At 68.9% G+C, this 18,901-nt stretch carries 17 protein-coding genes; 1 reads left to right on the forward strand and 16 read right to left on the reverse strand.

The window, feature by feature from the left end; all coding sequences use genetic code 11:
• Positions 1-189: 189 nt before the first annotated feature.
• The 10 genes from PQS31_RS01410 to PQS31_RS01455 form a co-directional block, all read right to left on the reverse strand.
• Positions 190-1,467 (reverse strand): glutamate-5-semialdehyde dehydrogenase, encoded by a 1,278-nt coding sequence (locus tag PQS31_RS01410; protein WP_272760895.1) that lies wholly within the window; start codon positions 1,465-1,467, stop codon positions 190-192.
• A gap of 367 nt (positions 1,468-1,834) precedes the next feature.
• A complete protein-coding gene (gene proB, locus PQS31_RS01415; protein ID WP_272760896.1) occupies positions 1,835-2,983 on the reverse strand; it encodes a glutamate 5-kinase in 1,149 nt (382 codons plus the stop codon).
• A 13-nt stretch (positions 2,984-2,996) separates the two neighbouring features.
• Positions 2,997-3,254: a YciI family protein gene (locus PQS31_RS01420; protein WP_272760897.1), complete on the reverse strand. Its 258-nt coding sequence runs from the start codon at positions 3,252-3,254 to the stop codon at positions 2,997-2,999.
• 30 nt (positions 3,255-3,284) lie between these two features.
• The gene (gene argH / locus PQS31_RS01425) at positions 3,285-4,580 is read right to left on the reverse strand and encodes an argininosuccinate lyase (protein WP_272760898.1); all 1,296 of its coding nucleotides are present in this window, start codon (positions 4,578-4,580) and stop codon (positions 3,285-3,287) included.
• A gap of 108 nt (positions 4,581-4,688) precedes the next feature.
• Complete coding sequence (gene argC, locus PQS31_RS01430) at positions 4,689-5,639, reverse strand: N-acetyl-gamma-glutamyl-phosphate reductase (protein WP_272760899.1); 951 nt, start codon at positions 5,637-5,639, stop codon at positions 4,689-4,691.
• 10 nt (positions 5,640-5,649) lie between these two features.
• The gene (locus PQS31_RS01435) at positions 5,650-6,975 is read right to left on the reverse strand and encodes an acetylglutamate kinase (protein WP_272760900.1); all 1,326 of its coding nucleotides are present in this window, start codon (positions 6,973-6,975) and stop codon (positions 5,650-5,652) included.
• 52 nt (positions 6,976-7,027) lie between these two features.
• On the reverse strand, positions 7,028-8,128 hold the full coding sequence (locus PQS31_RS01440) for an acetylornithine deacetylase (RefSeq protein WP_272760901.1): 1,101 nt from the start codon (positions 8,126-8,128) through the stop codon (positions 7,028-7,030).
• A gap of 72 nt (positions 8,129-8,200) precedes the next feature.
• A complete protein-coding gene (locus PQS31_RS01445; protein WP_272760902.1) occupies positions 8,201-9,442 on the reverse strand; it encodes an argininosuccinate synthase in 1,242 nt (413 codons plus the stop codon).
• 86 nt (positions 9,443-9,528) lie between these two features.
• A complete protein-coding gene (locus PQS31_RS01450; RefSeq protein WP_272760903.1) occupies positions 9,529-10,542 on the reverse strand; it encodes an N-acetylornithine carbamoyltransferase in 1,014 nt (337 codons plus the stop codon).
• 293 nt (positions 10,543-10,835) lie between these two features.
• Complete coding sequence (locus PQS31_RS01455; RefSeq protein ID WP_272760904.1) at positions 10,836-11,333, reverse strand: hypothetical protein; 498 nt, start codon at positions 11,331-11,333, stop codon at positions 10,836-10,838.
• A 141-nt stretch (positions 11,334-11,474) separates the two neighbouring features.
• Between PQS31_RS01455 and cysS the strand changes: the two genes are divergently transcribed.
• Positions 11,475-12,842 carry a cysteine--tRNA ligase gene (gene cysS, locus PQS31_RS01460; protein ID WP_272760905.1) on the forward strand — a complete coding sequence of 456 codons (1,368 nt, stop codon included), beginning with the start codon at positions 11,475-11,477 and terminating at the stop codon, positions 12,840-12,842.
• Between the two features lie 470 nt (positions 12,843-13,312).
• Here cysS and fabF read toward each other — a convergent pair whose 3' ends face one another.
• The 6 genes from fabF to PQS31_RS01490 form a co-directional block, all read right to left on the reverse strand.
• Positions 13,313-14,551: a beta-ketoacyl-ACP synthase II gene (gene fabF, locus PQS31_RS01465; protein WP_272760906.1), complete on the reverse strand. Its 1,239-nt coding sequence runs from the start codon at positions 14,549-14,551 to the stop codon at positions 13,313-13,315.
• 161 nt (positions 14,552-14,712) lie between these two features.
• Complete coding sequence (gene acpP / locus PQS31_RS01470) at positions 14,713-14,952, reverse strand: acyl carrier protein (protein WP_096208844.1); 240 nt, start codon at positions 14,950-14,952, stop codon at positions 14,713-14,715.
• Positions 14,953-15,081: 129 nt separating this feature from the next.
• Entirely contained in the window at positions 15,082-15,825 is a 744-nt protein-coding gene (gene fabG / locus PQS31_RS01475; protein WP_272760907.1) for a 3-oxoacyl-ACP reductase FabG, read from the reverse strand.
• 92 nt (positions 15,826-15,917) lie between these two features.
• Positions 15,918-16,862 (reverse strand): ACP S-malonyltransferase, encoded by a 945-nt coding sequence (gene fabD / locus PQS31_RS01480; RefSeq protein WP_272760908.1) that lies wholly within the window; start codon positions 16,860-16,862, stop codon positions 15,918-15,920.
• An 81-nt stretch (positions 16,863-16,943) separates the two neighbouring features.
• On the reverse strand, positions 16,944-17,732 hold the full coding sequence (locus PQS31_RS01485; RefSeq protein ID WP_272760909.1) for a serine/threonine protein phosphatase: 789 nt from the start codon (positions 17,730-17,732) through the stop codon (positions 16,944-16,946).
• Positions 17,733-17,801: 69 nt separating this feature from the next.
• Positions 17,802-18,785: a beta-ketoacyl-ACP synthase III gene (locus PQS31_RS01490; protein WP_272760910.1), complete on the reverse strand. Its 984-nt coding sequence runs from the start codon at positions 18,783-18,785 to the stop codon at positions 17,802-17,804.
• Positions 18,786-18,901 lie beyond the last annotated feature (116 nt).

The raw sequence follows: 18,901 nt of genomic DNA on the forward strand, positions 1-18,901 counted from the left end.
GACTTGTGTCATAACCTGACCCGGGCAGTCACCGATTGACAGGCGGCACCGCTCGCCCGTCACCATGGTGCCGCGCCGCGCAGCGATGCGTCGATCAGACACGCCCCGCTGGCGACGTCGCTGGGCGCCGCGTCGCCCGGCGCCAGGCAACGCGTGTCGGACGGCGCCGCGCAGCCACGGGAGCGCCGCTCAGTCGTCGAGGGCGCCGGGCGCGTTCTCCGCGTGCCTCACCTGCCCTGCGCCGTCGATGACGAAGCGCTCGACCGTCAGGGCCTCCAGCCCCATCGGGCCGTAGGCGTGCAGGCGGGTCGTCGAGATGCCGATCTCCGCGCCCAGGCCGAGCTCGCCGCCGTCGCTGAAGCGCGACGACGCGTTGACCATGACCACGGCTGCGCGCAGCGACGCGACGAAACGCCGGGCATTGGCCTCGTCCCGTGTCGCGATCACCTCGGTGTGGTCCGAGCCGAAGCGCCGGATGTGCGCCAGTGCGGCGTCGAGCGAATCGACGATGCGCGCGGCGATCACCAGATCGAGAAACTCCGCGGCGTCGTCGTCCGGGCCGATCGGCACCACGCCCTCCGCGCGTGAGGCGATACCGGCGTCGCCGCGCACGTCCACCCCGCGCGCCTGCAGCGCCGCAACGGCGCGTGGGACGAACGTATCGGCGATGTCGGCATGCACCAGCAGCGTCTCCAAGGCATTGCAGGCGCTGGGCCGGCCGGTCTTGCCGTCGAGCAACAGGCGCAGGGCGAGATCGGGATCGGCGCTGGCATCCACGAACAGATGGCAGACGCCCTTGTAATGCTTGATCACCGGCACGCGGGCGTGTTCGGCGACGAAGCGGATCAGGCCTTCGCCGCCGCGCGGAATCGCGAGATCGACGATGTCGCTGAGCTGCAGCAGGTCGAGCATCGTCTCCCGGCGCAGATCGGTCACCAGGGTCAGCACGTCGGGCCCGATGCCCTGCGCTTCGATCGCGGCCCGCAACGCGTCGGCGATCGCGGTGTTGGAATGGATCGCCTCGCTGCCGCCGCGCAGCAGCACGCCGTTGCCTGCCTTGAGGCACAGCGCCGCGGCATCGGCGGTCACGTTGGGGCGGGCCTCGTAAATCATCGCGATCACGCCCAGCGGTACGCGCACCTTGCGCACGCGCAACCCGTTCGGACGCACGTCGTCGCGGGTGACCCGGCCCACGGGATCCGGCAGCTCGGCGACTTCGCGCACGGCGGCCGAGACCCCGGCCAGTCGCGTGGCATCCAGGCGCAGACGGTCGAGCAGCGCGCCCGTCGTACCGCGGGCGTGCGCGGCTTCGATGTCGCGCGCGTTCGCGGCCAGGATGACGTCGGCCTGTGCATCCAGCGCATCGGCCATCGCGCGCAACAGGGCATTGCGAGCCTCGGTGTCGAGCATGGCCAGCTGCGCAGCGGCATCGCGGCACGCCAGCGCAGCGGTTCGGATCTCACTCATGGGCGTGGGTGTGGTGCGGGTGCACCAACTTAACCCGATGCGGCGACGGGCGCGATGCTTGCGGTGGACACCCACGGCGCGCCGCCGTGGATGCGCGCGACCGTCGCCGCCGATTTATCCCGCGCAGGCGGGCATTCAACCGCCGGGCCGCCGACCATCCATGGCCTGCACGCCGCGGAGCGTTTGGACAGGTCGGTCACTCCCCACAGCCGGCCTCGACACGGCGCCATGCCTCGAACCGGACGACACCGGATTTCTGCCTTTGCGGACATGACGAAATGCGGGATTCGCGGCCCGTCATGCAGGCGGCCTGCGAAGGCTGTCCGGTCAACCCCGCGCGCCGCCGGAGCGAACGGGCGAACGCCCGTCACACCAGCACCAGATCATCGCGATGCACGACGGTCTCGCCGTAGCTGTAGCCCAGGGTCGCCTCGATGTCGCGCGAATGCCGGCGTGCGAGCCGGCGGATGTCGTCGGCAGAATACTGGGTGACGCCGCGCGCGACCGGCTCGCGCGCGTCGCCGTCGAGCCGCACCACCGACACCAGGTCGCCACGGCGGAACTGGCCTTCGGCCGCCAGCACGCCGCCCGGCAACAGCGATGCGCCCTTCTCCACCATCGCGTTCGCGGCGCCGCCGTCGACGAGGATCGCACCGGCCTCCGCGGGCGCGTTCTGCAGCCAGTGCTTGCGCGCGGCCATGCGCGTGCGCAGCGGGTGGATGCGGGTGCCGCGCAGACGGTCGTGCGCGAGACCCTGGAGCACATCCGCCCGCCGGCCATTGAACAGCACCGTCGCAACGCCGGCCGACGCCGCACGCTGCGCGGCCTCGAGCTTGGTGCGCATGCCCCCGGTGCCGACGCTGCTGCCGGCGCCGCCGGCGACCGCGAGCAGGGAGGCACTCATCTTCGCGACCAGCGGCATCGGCCGCGCATGCGGTTCGATGCGCGGATCGGCATCGAAGAGGCCGTCGATGTCGGTGGCGATGAACAGCACCTCGGCATCGACCAGGGCCGCGACGATCGCGGCCAGATTGTCGTTGTCGCCGAGCTTGAGTTCGTCGACCGAGACGGTGTCGTTCTCGTTGACCACCGGCAGCGCGCCGTGACGCAGCAGCGCGGTCAGCGTGGCACGCGCATTGAGATACCGGCGACGGTTGCGCAGATCGTCGTGCGTCAGCAGCACCTGCGCGACCGGGCGTTCGAAGAAGGCCTGCCAGAACCCGGTCAGCCGCGCCTGGCCCAGCGCCGCCAGGGCCTGGCGCTCGGCCATCGGGGCGCCGGGCGTCAGGGTCGCATGCAAGATCGCGCGACCCGCCGCGACCGCGCCCGACGACACCAGGACGATCTCGCGCCCGGCTGCATGACTGGCGCGGATGAAGCCCGCGAGTGCCGCGGCATGCCGGTCCGACAGCCCGCCGTCGTCGGCGGCCAGCAGACTGCTGCCGACCTTGAGCACCGCGCGTCGCCAGGGCGGCAGCGGCTGCTCGGGGAATACATCGGCGTCGGACGCGCGCATCGCTCGGACGGACTCAGCGGGTGTTCCACTCGTGGACGACGAGGTCACTCGCATTCTGCAACGCCAGCGGATCGGCCGCGACGATCGCCTGGGCGTCGGCCAGCGTGTCGATCCCGCGCAACAGATACGCACCGCCGCTGCCGTCGGCGAATCCGCCGGTCATCTCGAGCAGGCCGCGCGCGCGCAGGTCGTCGAGAAAGGCCTGATGCGGCGCGACGACGGAGGCCTCGAATCCGGGGCGGCGCATCGCGATGACGAGGAATCGCTTCATAGCCGCAGGCCTAGGCGTGACCAGGACACGTCACGCCAGCGCGTCCCAGCGTGCGCGCAGCGTGTCCAGTCGCAGATCGGCGGCACCGCCCGGCGAGGTGCGCGCGGCCAGGCTGCCTTCCGGCGAGCGCCCCTGCCCGGCCGTGTCGGCGCTCTGCGCGGCGGCCTTGTAGGCCTCACGGAACGGCACGCCGGCGATCGCCGCCTCGACCGCGACGTCGGTGGCGTACATGCCCGAATCCACCGCGGCACGCAGCCGGTCTTCGCGCCATTCCAGGTTCGCCAGCAGCGCCGGCAGCAGTTCCAGCGCCGCCAGGCCGCGCCCGAAGCCATGGAAGATCGCCCCCTTGGAATTCTGCAGATCGCGGTGGTAGCCCGACGGCAGCGACAGCAGCTGTTCGATCTCGGTGCGCGCCGCGGCGACGCTGGCGTGCGTGGCGCGCATCAGCTCGACGACGTCGGGATTGCGCTTGTTCGGCATGATCGAACTGCCGGTCGTGTACTGCGCCGGCAACGCGACGAAGCCGTACTCGGCGCTGGTGAACTGCGACAGGTCCCAGGCCAGGCGGCGCAGGTCGAGCGTCGCGCTGCCCAGCGCTTCGAGTGCGGCCAGTTCGAACTTGCCGCGCGAGAGTTGCGCGTAGACCGGCGAGACCTGCAACCGCGCGAAGCCGAGTGCGGCCGTGGTGTGGTCGCGATCCAGCGCCAGATTCACGCCGTACCCCGCGGCCGTGCCGAGCGGATTGCAGTCGATCAGCGCCAGCGTGTCGCGTGCACGCACCGCGTCGTCGATGAAGGCCTCGGCCCAGCCCGACCACCACATGCCGCCCGAGGACAGCACGGCGCGCTGGATGTGGGTGTAACCCGGGATCGGCAGGTCGCGCTCGGCTTGCGCACGGTCGAGCGCGATCTTCGCGATCTCGCGCGACAGCTCGACCAGACGGGCCAGCTTGTCCTTGAGCCACAGGCGCGTGGCGACCAGCACCTGGTCGTTGCGGCTGCGGCCGGTGTGGATGCGACGCCCGGCATCGCCGAGGCGCTCGGTCAGCCGGTCCTCGATCGCGGAATGCCCGTCCTCGAAGCGTGCGTCGAGCACGAAGGCGCCGCTGCGGAAGTCGTCGGCCAGCACGGCGAGTTCGCGCTTGAGCCCGGCGAGTTCCTCGTCCGACAGGATGCCGACGCGCTGCAGACCTTCGGCGTGCGCGGTGCTCGCGGCGATGTCGTGCAGGAAGAACTCGCGGTCGAGGATCACGTCGTCGCCGGCCAGGAAGGCCTGGATCTGCGTGTCGACGGCGACGCCGGGCTTCTGCCAGAGGAGATTGCGCATGTCGAAGTTCTCGGGATTGGGGATTCGGGATTCGGGATTGGCGAGAGCGGGGATGCGCGACCGGCGGGGCTCACGAATCCCCATTCCCGACTCCCGACTCCCGAGGAATCATTGGGGAATCGACGTCAGCTCGTCGAAGCCCAAGGCCAGATTGAGGTTCTGCATCGCCTGCGTCGCCGCGCCCTTGAGCAGATTGTCGAGCGTCGCCACCACGACGACGCGGCCGTTGCCCGGCGCCATCGTGAACGCCCCGATCTGCGCGCCGTGGCGACCGGCGATGCGGCTGACCCAGGGCGCCTCGTCGATGACCTCGACCAGCGGCTCGCCGGCATAGCGCGCCTCGTACAGCGCCTTGACCGCATCGCGCGGCATCGGCGCCGACAGCCACAGGTTGACGGTCATGGTGATGCCGCGGAAATGCGGCGCGACGTGCGGCATGAACTCGACCGGCAGCGCCAGCTGCTTCGACACCTCGCGCTCGTGGACGTGGTCGGTCAGCGCATACGGCATCAGGTTGTCGGCCAGCAGCGCGACGTCGTTCTTGTCCGAGGGCGTGGTGCCGGCGCCCGAGTATCCCGACACGCCGAAACATTGCGGGGGCCCGGCCAGATGCGCGGCCAGCGGCGCGATCGCCAGCTGCATCGCAGTCGCGTAGCAACCCGGATTGCTGATCCGGCGCTGCCCATCGTAATGCGCGCGGGTGAGTTCCGGCAGGCCGTAGTACCAGCCCGCGTCGAAACGGTAATCGGCCGACAGATCGACGATCACGGTGTCCGGCTTCGCATCGTCGATCGCGGCGACGAACGGCGCCGCCTTGCCATTGGGCAGCGCGAGGATCACCGCATCGGCGCCCTTCGCGGCGACGGCGCCGGCATCGAGGCTTTCGAAGCGCAGCTCTCCGGCGAAGCCCTCGTTGTGATCGGCCACGCGCTGGCCGTCGAGCTCGCGCGAGGACACGAACACGAGTTCGAGACCCGGATGCGCGGCGACGAGGCGGATGAGTTCCCGGCCGGTATGGCCGCGCGCGCCGACGATGCCGATGGTCTTGCGTGTGGTCATGGCGTTCGCCTCAGCCGATCAGGGTGGGGACGCGCGTGGCGCAATGCGCGACGCAGCGCTGGATCTGCTCGAAGCCGTCGAGTCCGTACCAGAACACCTTCCACTTCTCCTGCTTGATGCAGCCGTCGGACTCGGCGTAATAGAAGATGTTGACCTGGTTGTGGTGGCGCGAACGCCAGAACAGCTGCGGCGTCTCCTCGCGCATCACGTTCCACACCGCGCGGCCGAGGCCCTCGCCCTGCGCGTCGTCGAGCACGGCGAACTTGTCCAGATACACCGTGCCCTCGCCCTCGGTGAGGATCACCGCGGCGCGGTAGTTCTCGCTCACGTAGGCCCGCAGCAACGGCGTGCGTTCGAAGTAGTCGGGCGCGAGTTCGCGGCCGAAACTCGACTCGATCAGCGACTTCAGGCGCGCGAGATCGAGCTGCGACCAGTCGGTCACGCGCATCACCTGTTCGCCGCGGCGCACCAGCGTGCCCGAGCCCTTGTGCGTGAACAGTTCCTTGGCCAGATCGGCCGGTCGCGTGATCGACACCGAGGACGCCATCGGCAGGCCTTCGAGCAGATCCTTGATCTGCTCGATCTTGACCTTCATGCCGCCGTGGATCCACGGCTGCTGGATCAGATGGTCGTATTCGGTCGACAGGTTGATCGAATCGATGACCTTGCCCTCTGCATCGAGCAGGCCGCCGGTGCCGGTGAGGAAGATGATCTTGTAGGGCTGCAGTTCGCGCACCAGCTCGTTGGCGGCGAAATCGGCATTGATGTTGAGGATCTGGCCCGATGCGGTTTCGCCCAGGCTCGTGATCACCGGAATCGAGCCGGCCTGCAGGCTCGCCTCGATCGGGGCGAGGTTCACGCCGCTCACCTCGCCGACCAGGCCGTAGGTGTCCTGGTCGAGATACGTCGCTTCGAACACGCCGCCGGTGATCGACGTCGCGCGCGCACCGTTGCGCTGCAGGGCTTCGACCAGGCGCAGGTTCGCCGCCTGGAACACGCGGCGCACGATGGCGAGCCCCTCCGGCGAGGTCACGCGCAGGCCGTTGACCGTCTTCTTCTCGATGCCCGCGGCGGCGAGTTCGGCGTCCAGCTGCGGGCCGGCGCCGTGCAGCACGATCGGGGTGAGGCCGACTTCCTGCAGGAACGACAACGAGGACGTCAGATCGTCGAGTTCGTCACGCAGCACCGCGCCGCCCACTTTGACCACGGCGAAACGCTTGGCGTCGAGCTGCGAGAAGCGCTTGAGGTACTGGCTGATCTCCTTCGCGCTGGCCATGCTCGAGAGCAGGCGCACGATGGTCTGGCGGGTCTGGACGTGGGTCGCGGGAATGTTCACGGGCTGCAATCGGTTGGGCGTGGGGTGACGCGTTGAAGACAGGGGGCCGCGCTCAGCGCGCACCGTTGATGATCCGGTGCACCGAATCGGCGTAGCGCTGCAGCTGGTCGAGGGTCACGAACTCGTCGCCGGTATGCGCCTGGGCGATGTCGCCAGGGCCGTAGACCAGGGCGGTGTACCCGCCGGCGGAGAACAGCGAGGCCTCGGTCCAGAAGTCGACGGCGTTGCCGATCGGCAGATCGAAGGCGTCGGCGACGTCGCGCGCGGCGAGCCGACGGTCCTCGGCACGCCCGATGTCGCCCGACGGCAGACTCGGCCCGCGGAAGGTCTCCTCGAAATGCGCGGCGGCGGGTTCGGCGAAGCCGGCGAAGGTCGCCAGCAGCGCGTCGACATCCATCGACGGCAGCGGCCGGAAGCCGAAGCGCAGCTCGGCGGCGGGCGCGATCATGTTGCCCTTGATGCCACCCTCGACCCGGCCGATGTTGAAGCGCAGCCCGGTCAGGCCACCAAAGCGCGCATGCGCCAGCGACTCCACATGGTCGAGCGCGCGCCCGCCCCAGCGCATCGCCTGGTGCAGCGCGCTCGCCGCCGGGTCCTGCTTGCCCGATGCGTGCCCGGCGGTACCGGCGAAACGCATCAGCACCGAGCTGATGCCACGATGCGCGAGGACGGCCTCGCAGTTCGTCGGCTCCGCGACCAGCACCGCATCGAAGCTCAGGCCGCGTGCGAGAAACGCGGCGATGCACCGCGGGTCGTTGGCTTCCTCGTCGGAGGAGAACAGGAACGCCGCATCGCCGTCGCCGGCATTGGCGGCCGCGATCAGCGCCGCCGCCGCGCCCTTGATGTCGCAGACGCCGAGGCCGATCACGCGGTCGTCGAGCCGCTGCATCACGTGCGGATCGACGCTCCAGTCCGGCGAATCCGGCACGGTGTCCAGATGCACGTTGAACAACACGCTCGGCGTGCCCCGCACCGCGAACAGGCTGACCGCGCCGGCACCGTGGTCGATCACCTCGACCTCGAAGCCCGGCAGCTGCCCGCGGATGTAATCGAAGATGCCGCCCTCGGCCGCGATCGCGCGCGGCGGATTGCGGGTGTCGAAGGACACCAGCCGTTCGAGGTGGTCGAGCGTGTCAGCCAGCAGTTCAGTCATGTCATTCCAGAGAGGAAGATGGCAGATCGCATGATCCGCCCTTCCGAATCACCAATCACCAATCCCGGCTTCTCAGCGATTGACCTGTGCGTAGAGCGTGCTGCTCATGCCGAACAGCTTGATGAAGCCCTCGGCCTCCTCGACGCCCCAATCGGCCGACTGCGCGTAGGTCGCGCCCTTGGCGTTGAGGATGTGCGGAGAAGTCACCGCCACCGCATCGACGCGGCCGCCGCGGGTTTCCAGCACCACCTCACCGGTGACCTTGGCCTGCGAGGATGCGAGGAAGGCTTCGATGTCGGCCTTGAGCGGATCGTGGAAGAAGCCTTCGTAGACCAGTTCGGTCCACTTGCGCGCGACCTCCGGCTTGAAGCGGTTCTGCTGCTTGGTGAGCACGGTGTCTTCCAGCGCGCGGTGCGCGGCGAGCAGCGAGACCAGGCCCGGCGCCTCGTACACGATGCGGCCCTTGAGGCCGATCACGGTATCGCCGGTGTAGACGCCGCGGCCCACGCCGTAGGGCGCGAACAGGGCGTTGAGCCTGGCCAGGATCTGAGCGCCCGGCAGCGTTTCGCCGTCGAGCGCGACCGCCGTGCCCTGCTCGAACCGGACCTTGACCTGCAGCGGCGCGTCCGGCCATTCGGCGCGCGGCGCGCACCAGCCGCGGGCGCCCTCGCCCGGCGCTTCCCAGCGATCGATCTCGCCGCCGGACATCGTCAGGCCCAGCAGGTTCTCGTTAATCGTGTAGGCCTGCTGCTTCGCGCGCACGCCGAAGCCGCGTTCTTCCAGATACGCCTGCTCGTAGGCGCGGGTCTGCGTGTGCTCCTTCTGGATCTCGCGGATCGGCGCGACGATGCGGTAGTCGCCCTGCGCCTTGACCGCCAGATCGAAGCGGACCTGATCATTGCCCATGCCGGTGCAGCCGTGCGCAATGGCGTTCGTGCCGAGTTCGGCGGCGCGCGCGAGCGCGGCATCGACGATCAGGTAGCGGTCCGACACCAGCAGCGGGTACTGGCCCTGGTAGGCCTCGCCGGCCCAGACGAAGGGCTTGACGAAGCCCTCCCAGATCGCCGGGCCGCCATCGACAGTGACGTGGCTGGCGACACCGAGTTCGGCCGCACGCTGCTCGATGAAGGCGCGCTCGTCCGCATCCACGCCGCCGGTGTCGGCGAACACGGTGTGCACGGTCCAGCCCTGCTCTTTCAGGTAGGGCACGCAGAAGCTGGTGTCGAGGCCGCCACTGAATGCAAGGACGATGTCTTGGGAGCTGTGATTGGTGATTGGTGATTCGTGATTCGAAGAAGCGGGCTGCTGCGACATGGGAGAGGGTCTCTACGCTTGAAGATGAGGGTCAAGAAACACGGGATCGGCTTTGCTCTTCCGAATCACCAATTGCGAATCACCAATCACGGCTTTATCAGCGCGGCCATCACGGCTTTCTGCACATGCAACCGGTTTTCGGCTTCATCGATGGCGATGCAGTTGGGCGAATCCATCACCGCGTCGGTCGCCTTGACATTGCGGCGCAGCGGCAGGCAGTGCGAGAACACGCCGTTGTTGGTCAGCGCCATCTTCCGCTCGTCGACGATGAAGTGCTGGTACTGGTCGCGGATCGGCTTCTCGGGCGCCCAGTTGCCGAAGAACGGCAGCGCGCCCCAGCTCTTGGCGTAGACCACGTCGGCGCCGGCGTAGGCGCTGTCGATGTCGTGGCTGACGGCCAGCGAGCCACCGCTCTCGGCGACGTTCTGCTTCGCCCAGTCCATGTAGCGCGCGTCGAGCACGTAGTCCGGCGTCGGGCACAGCAGGGTCACGTCCATGCCCAGGCGCGTGGCGATGGTCAGCGCGGAATTCGCGACCGCGGTGTTGAGCGGCTTGGGGTGATAGGTCCAGGTCAGCACGTACTTCTTGCCGCGCAGATCGGACGTGCCGAAGTGCTCCTGCAGCGCCAAGGCATGCGCGAGCTCCTGACAGGGATGGGTGATGGTCTCCATGTTGATGACCGGCACCGGCGAGTACTGCGCGAAGGCCTTGAGCACCTTGTCCTCGCGGTCGACCGACCAGTCGACGAACTTCGGAAACGCGCGCACGCCGATCATGTCGACATAGCGGCCGAGCACGCGCGCGACCTCGGCGATGTGCTCCTCGGTGTCGCCGTCCATCACCGTGCCCAGATCGAACTCGATCGGCCACGCGTCCTTGCCCGGCTGCAGCACGATGGCGTGACCGCCGAGCTGGAACGCGCCGAGCTCGAAGCTGGTGCGCGTGCGCATCGAAGGATTGAAGAACACCAGCGCGATCGACCTGCCCTTCAGCGCGTCGCCGAGCTTCTCGCGCTTGAACGCCGCGGCATCGGCCAGCAGGGCGTCGAGGTCCGGTCGGGACCAGTCCTGCGTGTTGAGGAAGTGTCGGATCGCGGTCATCGGCAGGGATCTCGTGGAAGCGATGGAAAGAGGATCGGAGGGGTCGACGCAATCGGTGTTTCGGAAACGAAAAAACCCGGCATCGGCCGGGTTTTCTGCAGAACAGCACGCATACGCGAACGACGTTCCGACTAGCCCGGGAGGATGTGGGCTTCCGGTCGGCGGGCACGCGACGTCATGCCCGACGCCATGCGGGCGGAGGTCAGGATGTCGGCGTTGGCGCGCGGGGCGTTCATGAGGCGCGCATCCTCGCACGCGGGGCGCTGCGCTGCAACAGGCGGGGACACCGCCGCCTAGCGGGCGTCGGCCGGGGTCACGATCGGCGTCACCGTCACTCGCACCCGCAGGCGGTTGCCGGGGTCGTACGGCAGACGGGAGCGGTATTTCACGCCCTTGTGCACGTAATCCACGTCGAAGGCGATCGGGCGGCGGAATTCGCGCTCGATCGGCACCATGCGGCAGTCGCCACCGGCGGACCGGTCCACTTCCTGGACGGCGTCGCCTTCGGAGCGGAGCACGTCCTTCACCGCGCCGACCACCCGCGCCAGGCCCCGCCGCTCCTCCTGTTCCGACAGCACCGGCGTGGTGGCCTCGCAGCGTTCGACCATGCTGGTCGCCCGCAGCGTCTGGTAGACGGGCTCGGCGCGCAGCACCTGGGCGTACTCCATCCGGGTGTTCTGCGGCCCGGCCTGCTCGGGCGACTGGGCGAATGCCGTGCACGCACACGCCAGCGCCAGTGTCCCGAAGGACAGCGGCGGACTCCACCTGCGGTTGCGTCGACGGTCGGACAACACCGACGCAGTGTAGGCGCGGCCCGCGGGCGCGGGCTGAATCCCTGCTGTCGTGGACGTGCGCACGCGCGCCGCCGAGCGCCCTGTGCGCGTGTGCGCAGCGCCCGCTAGAATCGCGACGACTTCACGTCCGGATGCGCGATGCCTCTCCACCTGTTCAACAGCCTGACCCGCCAGATGGAGCCGTTCGCGCCGCTCGATCCCGCCTGCCCCACCATGTACGTCTGCGGGCCGACGGTCTACAACTACGTCCATATCGGCAATGCGCGCGGCCCGGTCGTGTTCGGCGTGCTGGCCGATCTGCTGCGGCGCCGGTTCGGCGCGCTGAAGTACGCGCGCAACATCACCGACGTCGACGACAAGATCAATGCCGCCGCGCGCGACCAGGGCGTGCCGATCTCGGCCATCACCGACCGCTTCGCCGCCGCCTACCGCGAGGACATGGCGGCGCTCGGCATCGCGCCGCCCGACATCGAGCCGGCGGCCACGGCCCATATCGGCGACATCGTCGCGATGATCGAGCGCCTGATCGACACCGGCCACGCCTATGCGGCGGAGGGTCACGTACTGTTCGCCGTCGGCAGCTACGACGGCTACGGCAAACTCTCGCGCCGTGACACCGAGGACATGATCGCGGGCGCCCGGATCGAGGTCGCGCCGTACAAGCGTGACGCCGGCGATTTCGTGCTGTGGAAGCCGTCGAGCGACGAGCTCCCGGGCTGGGACTCGCCCTGGGGCCGCGGCCGCCCGGGCTGGCACATCGAATGTTCGGCGATGGCGGCCGCACATCTGGGCGAGACCATCGATATCCACGCCGGCGGCGTGGACCTGCAGTTCCCGCATCACGAGAACGAGATCGCCCAGAGCGAATGCGCCCACGGCGGCGCGCCGTTCGCGCGCGTGTGGCTGCACAACGGCATGCTGACCTTCGCCGGCAGCAAGATGTCGAAGTCGGTGGGCAACATCGAACGGGTGCACGACCTGGTGCAGGCGCACCCGCCCGAGGCGCTGCGCTATGCCCTGCTGTCGGCGCATTACCGGCAGCCGCTGGACTGGTCGGACGCGCTGATCGAGCAGTCGGTACGGACGCTGGACCGGCTCTACGGCACCGTGCGCGACCTGGCAGACGTCGATGCCGCCGCCGTGATCCCGCCGAGCATCGAGCAGGCGCTCGACGAGGATCTCAATACCCCGGCCGCGCTGGCAGAGATCGCGCGGATCGCCGGCGACGCGCGCAAGGCCACCGACCCGACCGCGCGCGCGACGTTGAAGGCCGACCTGCTCGGTGCCGGTCTCGCGCTGGGTCTGCTGCAGCAGGCCCCGGCCGACTGGTTCGCACGTGGCGCCAGTGCCGACGACGACACGCGCATCCAGGCCCTGATCGACGAACGCATCGCCGCCAAGCAGGCCCGCGATTTCGCGCGTGCCGATGCGATCCGCGACCAGCTCGCGGCCGAGCAGATCGTCCTTGAGGACACGCCGCAGGGCGTGCGCTGGAAGCGCGGCTGACATCGCATCCGGTGCGCGCGGGACGGGGCTTCACCCGCAAGCCCCCACCGCTCGCGGGCGCGCACACAGAAGAGAGGCGGGCGCGAGCGGACGGGAAGACGCGCGCGAACCGGATTTCCCGGGTCCGTGGGCGTGTGCGCGGGCTCACGCCGCAAGACGTGCGCTGGAGCAGTTCGATGCGCCCACGTAAAAGCGCACTGGCCGCGCAGGGCGTTTCGCGTGCATGCCGCATCGCGCGCACGCGCGCTCCTACAAAGGACTCGGCGGCACGCGCCGGGGAGACCATCTGCGCGAGCGGAGTGTCCAAAACCCACCGGCTTGTCTCCAATGGGACAGCGAGTGTGCGCTGCCGCTGGATGCATGCTTGAGGCGCGCGCGACGGGACGTCACTGGTCGCCCATCAAGCAAGCGCTTCTGCCAACGAAAAGGCCCGCTTGCGCGGGCCTTTTTCGCTCGAGCCAACGGCACCGTCAGATCTTGCGGAACACCAGCGAGCCGTTGGTGCCGCCGAAGCCGAACGAGTTCGACATCACGTACTCCACCTGGTGCTCGCGCGCGGTGTGCGGCACGTAGTCGAGATCGCAGCCTTCGCCGGGATGCTCGAGGTTGATCGTCGGCGGAATGATGCCGGCATGCAGTGCCATCACCGAGAACACGGCCTCCACGCCGCCGGCTGCGCCGAGCAGGTGGCCGGTCATCGACTTGGTGGAGCTGACCATCACCTTGGCCGCATGGTCGCCCAGCACGCCCTTGATGCCCATCGTCTCGGCCACGTCGCCGGCCGGCGTCGACGTGCCGTGCGCGTTGATGTAGCCGATCCGCGACGGATCGATGCCCGCGTCGTTGATCGCGGCGCGCATGCAGCGGCCCCCGCCCTCGCCGTTCTCGCTCGGCGAGGTCATGTGGAAGGCATCGCCGCTCATGCCGAAACCGGCGAGTTCGGCGTAGATGCGCGCGCCACGCGCCTTGGCGCGCTCGTACTCCTCCAGCACCAGCACACCCGCGCCGTCGCCCATGACGAACCCGTCGCGGTCGCGATCCCACGGACGCGAGGCACCGGTGGGATCGTCGTTGCGGGTCGACAGCGCCTTCATCGAGCAGAACCCGCCCACCGACGTCGGCGTGGTCGCGAACTCGGCACCGCCGGCGATCATCACGTCGGCGTCGCCGTACTGGATCATGCGCATCGCCAGGCCGATGTTGTGGGTGGCCGTGGTGCACGCGGTCACCGCGGCGATGTTCGGCCCCTTGGCGCCGGTCATGATCGAGACCTGGCCCGAAATCATGTTGATGATCGTCGAGGGCACGTAGAACGGCGAGATCTTGCGCGGACCGCCCTCGTGATACTTGATCGCGGTCTCCTCGATGCCCTTGAGGCCACCGATACCGGCACCGATCGCCACACCGATCCGCTCGGCATCGGACTCGCGGACCTCGATGCCCGCATCCCGGATCGCCATCAGACCACCGGCCACACCGTAGTGGACGAAGGGATCCATCTTCTTGACGTCCTTGGGCGCGATCCACTCGGTCGCGTCGAAGCCCTTCACTTCACCCGCGATGCGCGTGGCGAAGTTCGTGGCGTCGAAGTGGGTGATCGGGCCGATGCCCGAACGGCCGTTGACGATGCCGTCCCAGCTCGACGCGAGATCGTTGCCCAGCGGCGACAGAATGCCGATGCCCGTGATGACGACGCGGCGCTTGGCCATTGCTCAACTCCTGACAAGTCGGTAGTGCGGCGCGAAGCGCGGCCGCCCATATGCACGAGGCCGCAGTGCGGCCTCGTGCTCTGGAACCTGGATGTCCGGCCGCGCTGCGGCCGGAGCGGTCTCGCGCCCGCGCGGGTGAACCGTGGGCGCGGACGCGGGCATCAGCCCTTGGTGTGCGCCTTGATGTAATCGATCGCCTGCTGCACCGAGGTGATCTTCTCGGCTTCCTCGTCCGGAATCTCGCACTCGAATTCTTCTTCCAGTGCCATCACCAGCTCGACGGTGTCGAGGGAATCGGCGCCGAGATCGTCGACGAACGACGCGCTGTTGCTGACTTCGTCTTCCTTCACGCCCAGCTGTTCAATGACGATCTTCTTGACGCGTTCTTCGATGTTGCTCATGGGTAGTCTGCTCCGGGGAGGCGATTTCGGTGGATAGTGTAAGGGAAAGCCGGGCGACGGGCGTACCACCATCGATGCCCTTGCCTTTCAACGACTTGCCCTTGAATCAGGGGTGCATCCAGGCCCGCATCAGGGCATGTACATGCCGCCGTTGACGTGCAATGTCTCGCCGGTGATGTACGCCGCCGACGGACCGACGAGAAACGCCACGGCCTGCGCGATGTCGTCGGGTTCGCCGAGGCGTCCCAGGGCGATCTGCTCGGTCAGTGCGGCCTTCGACGCCTCGGGAAGATCGCGCGTCATGTCGGTGGCGATGAAGCCGGGCGCGACCACGTTGACGGTGACGCCACGCGAGCCGATCTCCTTGGCCAGCGACTTGCTGAAGGCGATGATGCCGGCCTTGGCCGCGGCGTAGTTGGCCTGGCCCGCGTTGCCGGTCACGCCGATCACCGAGGCGATATTGACGATGCGTCCCTTGCGCGCCTTCATCATGCCGCGCATCACCGCCTTCGAGCTGCGGTAGACACTGGTCAGATTGGTGTCGAGGATGGCCTGCCAGTCCTCGTCCTTCATGCGCATCAGCAGGTTGTCGCGGGTGATGCCGGCATTGTTCACGAGGATCGAGATCGCCCCGAACTCGGACGCGATCGCGTCGACCAGGGCTTCGATCGCACCCGCCTGCGCGACATCCAGCACGCGGCCGTGGCCACCGTGGGCGGACAGCCGCTCGCCGATCTTCGCCGCGCCGGCGTCGCTGGTCGCGGTGCCGATCACGGTCGCGCCCTGCGCGGCCAGCGTGTCGGCGATGGCGGCACCGATGCCGCGGCTTGCGCCGGTGACCAGCGCGATCTCACCCTGCAGGGGCTTGCTCATGATGCGATTCCTCGACGGAAGAGAACGCGGCGCCCGGGCCGCGACGAGAACGGAGACGGCACGCGGGGCGCGTGCCGCCGGATCGGCCCGACTCAGTGGACCCAGACATCCAGTGCCGCGGCGAACTCCGCCGGCGTCGCCAGTGGCCGCGCCTCCAGCGACTTGTCGATGCGCTTGACCAGGCCACTGAGCACCTTGCCCGGGCCGCATTCGGCCACGGCGGTCACGCCCTGCGCCGCCAGGGTCTGCACACAGGCGGTCCATTGCACCGGGCGATAGAGCTGCTGCACGAGCGCCTGGCGGATCGCATCGACCCCGTCGTGCACCGTGCCGTCCACGTTCTGCACGACCGGAATTTCGGGCGTGTGCCACGCCAGGCCGGCCATCGCCTCGGCCAGGCGGTCGGCCGCCTCGCGCATCAGCGGCGTATGCGAAGGCACGCTGACCGCCAGCTTGACCGCCTTGCGCACGCCGCGCTCGGCCAGCAGCGCGAGCGCACGGTCGACCGCATCGGCATCGCCGCCGATGACGATCTGGCCGGGGGAATTGAAATTGGCCGGCACCACCACCTGGTTGCCCGCCGCCTGCGCGCAGACCTCGATCACCAGCGCATCGTCGGCGCCGAGCACGGCCGCCATCGCGCCGGTACCGGCGGGCGCGGCGTCCTGCATCAGCTGGCCACGCAGGCGCACCAGGCGCGCGCCCTCTTCCAGCGACAGCGCCCCGGCCGCGACCAGCGCCGAGTATTCGCCGAGGCTGTGACCGGACAGCCATGCCGGCCGGTCGCCCCGCTGCGACAACCACAGACGCCACAGCGCGACACTGGCGGCCAGCAATGCGGGCTGGGTGAATTCGGTGCGGTTGAGCTCGGCCTCCGGGCCCTGCTGCGCCAGCGTCCACAGATCGACGCCGGCACCGTTCGAGGCCTCCGCGAAGGTCGCCTGGATCACGTCGTGCTGCGCGGCGAGTTCGCCGAGCATGCCGAGCGATTGCGAGCCCTGCCCGGGAAACACGAATGCGAGGTGCGATGCGGTCACGCGGTCTTCCAGTCGTTGAAGCGGGGCGATGATAAAGGCCATCGCGCGACATTGTCTGTACCGGGGCGTATTGCGCGACGCTCAGAACAGCAGTTGCACCAGCTCGAGTTCGCCGTCTTCGATCAGGTCCCACAGCAGCGCCGCGACCAGCAGCATCGGCAGCACCGTCGCCGCGCGGACAACGAGAATCGAATGCGCGACCTGCCGCGCCGAACGGCCGAGTCGACGCAGACTGCGCGCAAGACGCCCCAGCCGCCCGACCCGCCCGGCATGCGCCGCGACGTCCGGTGCGCGCTGCAGGGCCGCGGACAGCAGGCCCGCGAGGACGTCGGTGCGACCGTCGTAGTACTTCGCCATGCCGAATGCGAACAGCAGCCAGTCGCGCGCCTGCGCCTGCGGCAGAGACATGACGTCGAGCGGGTCTTCTTCGAAATCGATGAAGCCGACACGGCCGTCGTCGTCGAGGGTGATGTTGCGCGGCACCAGCTGGCCGAAATACGCGCCGCGCGCATGCGCATCCGCGATTGCGTCGATCACGCGCGTCGTGAGGGCGTCGACCGTCTGCGCGTCCGCGGCCTCACGCAGGCGCGCGGCCAGCGTGGCGCCGATGTCGCTCAGCAGCAGCGTCGACTCGCCTTCGCCGAGGACGCGCGGCACACGCACGCCGAGCGCCGCGAGTTCGCGGATGCGACGGGCTTCGATGCGTTTGGCCGCACCGCCTCCCGGATGCGGCGGCGGCCGCAGCGCATCGATGTCGAGCCGACGCGCGACGGCATCCAGAAGGCCGAGTGCCAGACGGCGGTTGTCGCCCTGGTCATAGGCCTTGAGCCAGGCGTCACGCCCGGCGACCACGATCGATTCGACGCCCACGAGGCCTCCTGTGTCATGGCGAGCACGATGCGGCCGTGGCACGCATGCGACGCACCACGACCGACCGGCTCAATAGCGCAGCAGCGCCGAACCCCAGGTAAAGCCGCCGCCGAAGGCCTCCAGCAGCACGAGCTGACCGCGCTGCACGCGGCCCGAGCGCACCGCCTCGTCGAGGGCCAGTGGCACCGAACCCGACGAGGTGTTGCCGTGCTTGTCCACGGTCACCACGACGCGATCCATCGGCATTTCCAGCCGCTTGGCGGTGGCTTCGATGATGCGCAGGTTGGCCTGGTGCGGAATGAGCCAGTCGATGTCGTGGCGATCCAGGCCGTTGGCGATGAGCGTCTCCTCGACCACCGAGTCCAGCGCCTTGACCGCGTACTTGAAGACGTCACTGCCGGCCATGTTGATGCGCACGCCGGCGTTCTTCTCGCCTTCCTTGAATCCGACCGACACACCCACCGGATTCCACAGCAGTTCCTTCTTCGCGCCGTCGGCGTGGAGATGGGTGCTGAGGATGCCGGTTTCGGTATCGGCCTTGAGTACGACGGCACCGGCGCCGTCGCCGAACAGCACGCAGGTGGTGCGCTCGGTCCAGTCCACCATGCGGGTCAGCGTCTCGGCGCCCACCACGAGCACGGTCTTCGCATCGCCGGACTTGATGAACTTGTCGGCGACCGACAACGCGAACAGGAAGCCCGAACACGCCGCATTGACGTCGAACGCGCCGCAGCCGTTGGCCCCGAGCCGCGCCTGCAGCAGACAGGCGGTCGACGGGAAGATGATGTCCGGCGTCGTCGTGCCGACGATGATCAGGTCGATCTCGGACGCAGCCACACCAGCGGCATCCATGGCGCGGGTCGCGGCATGGAACGCCAGATCGCTCGTGGTCTCGCCCTCGGCGGCGATGTGCCGCTCGCGGATGCCGGTACGCGCCGCGATCCACTCGTCATTGGTGTCGACGATCTTCGACAGGTCGTCGTTGGTCAGCACCTTTTCGGGCAGATAGCTGCCGGTGCCTGCAATGCGGGAATAGATGCGGTCGCTGGTCATCGTGGGGGCTGCCCTCGCCTGTGCGGATGCTGGGGACGGCCACCGTGCCGACGGATCGGCCAGGTGCGTCACCGCAGCGGGCGCGCCGCCCGGATGATCGAAGGGTCCGCCGCATG

The sequence above is a fragment of the Luteimonas sp. BLCC-B24 genome, from assembly GCF_028550595.1.
Classification (GTDB): Bacteria; Pseudomonadota; Gammaproteobacteria; order Xanthomonadales; family Xanthomonadaceae; genus Luteimonas.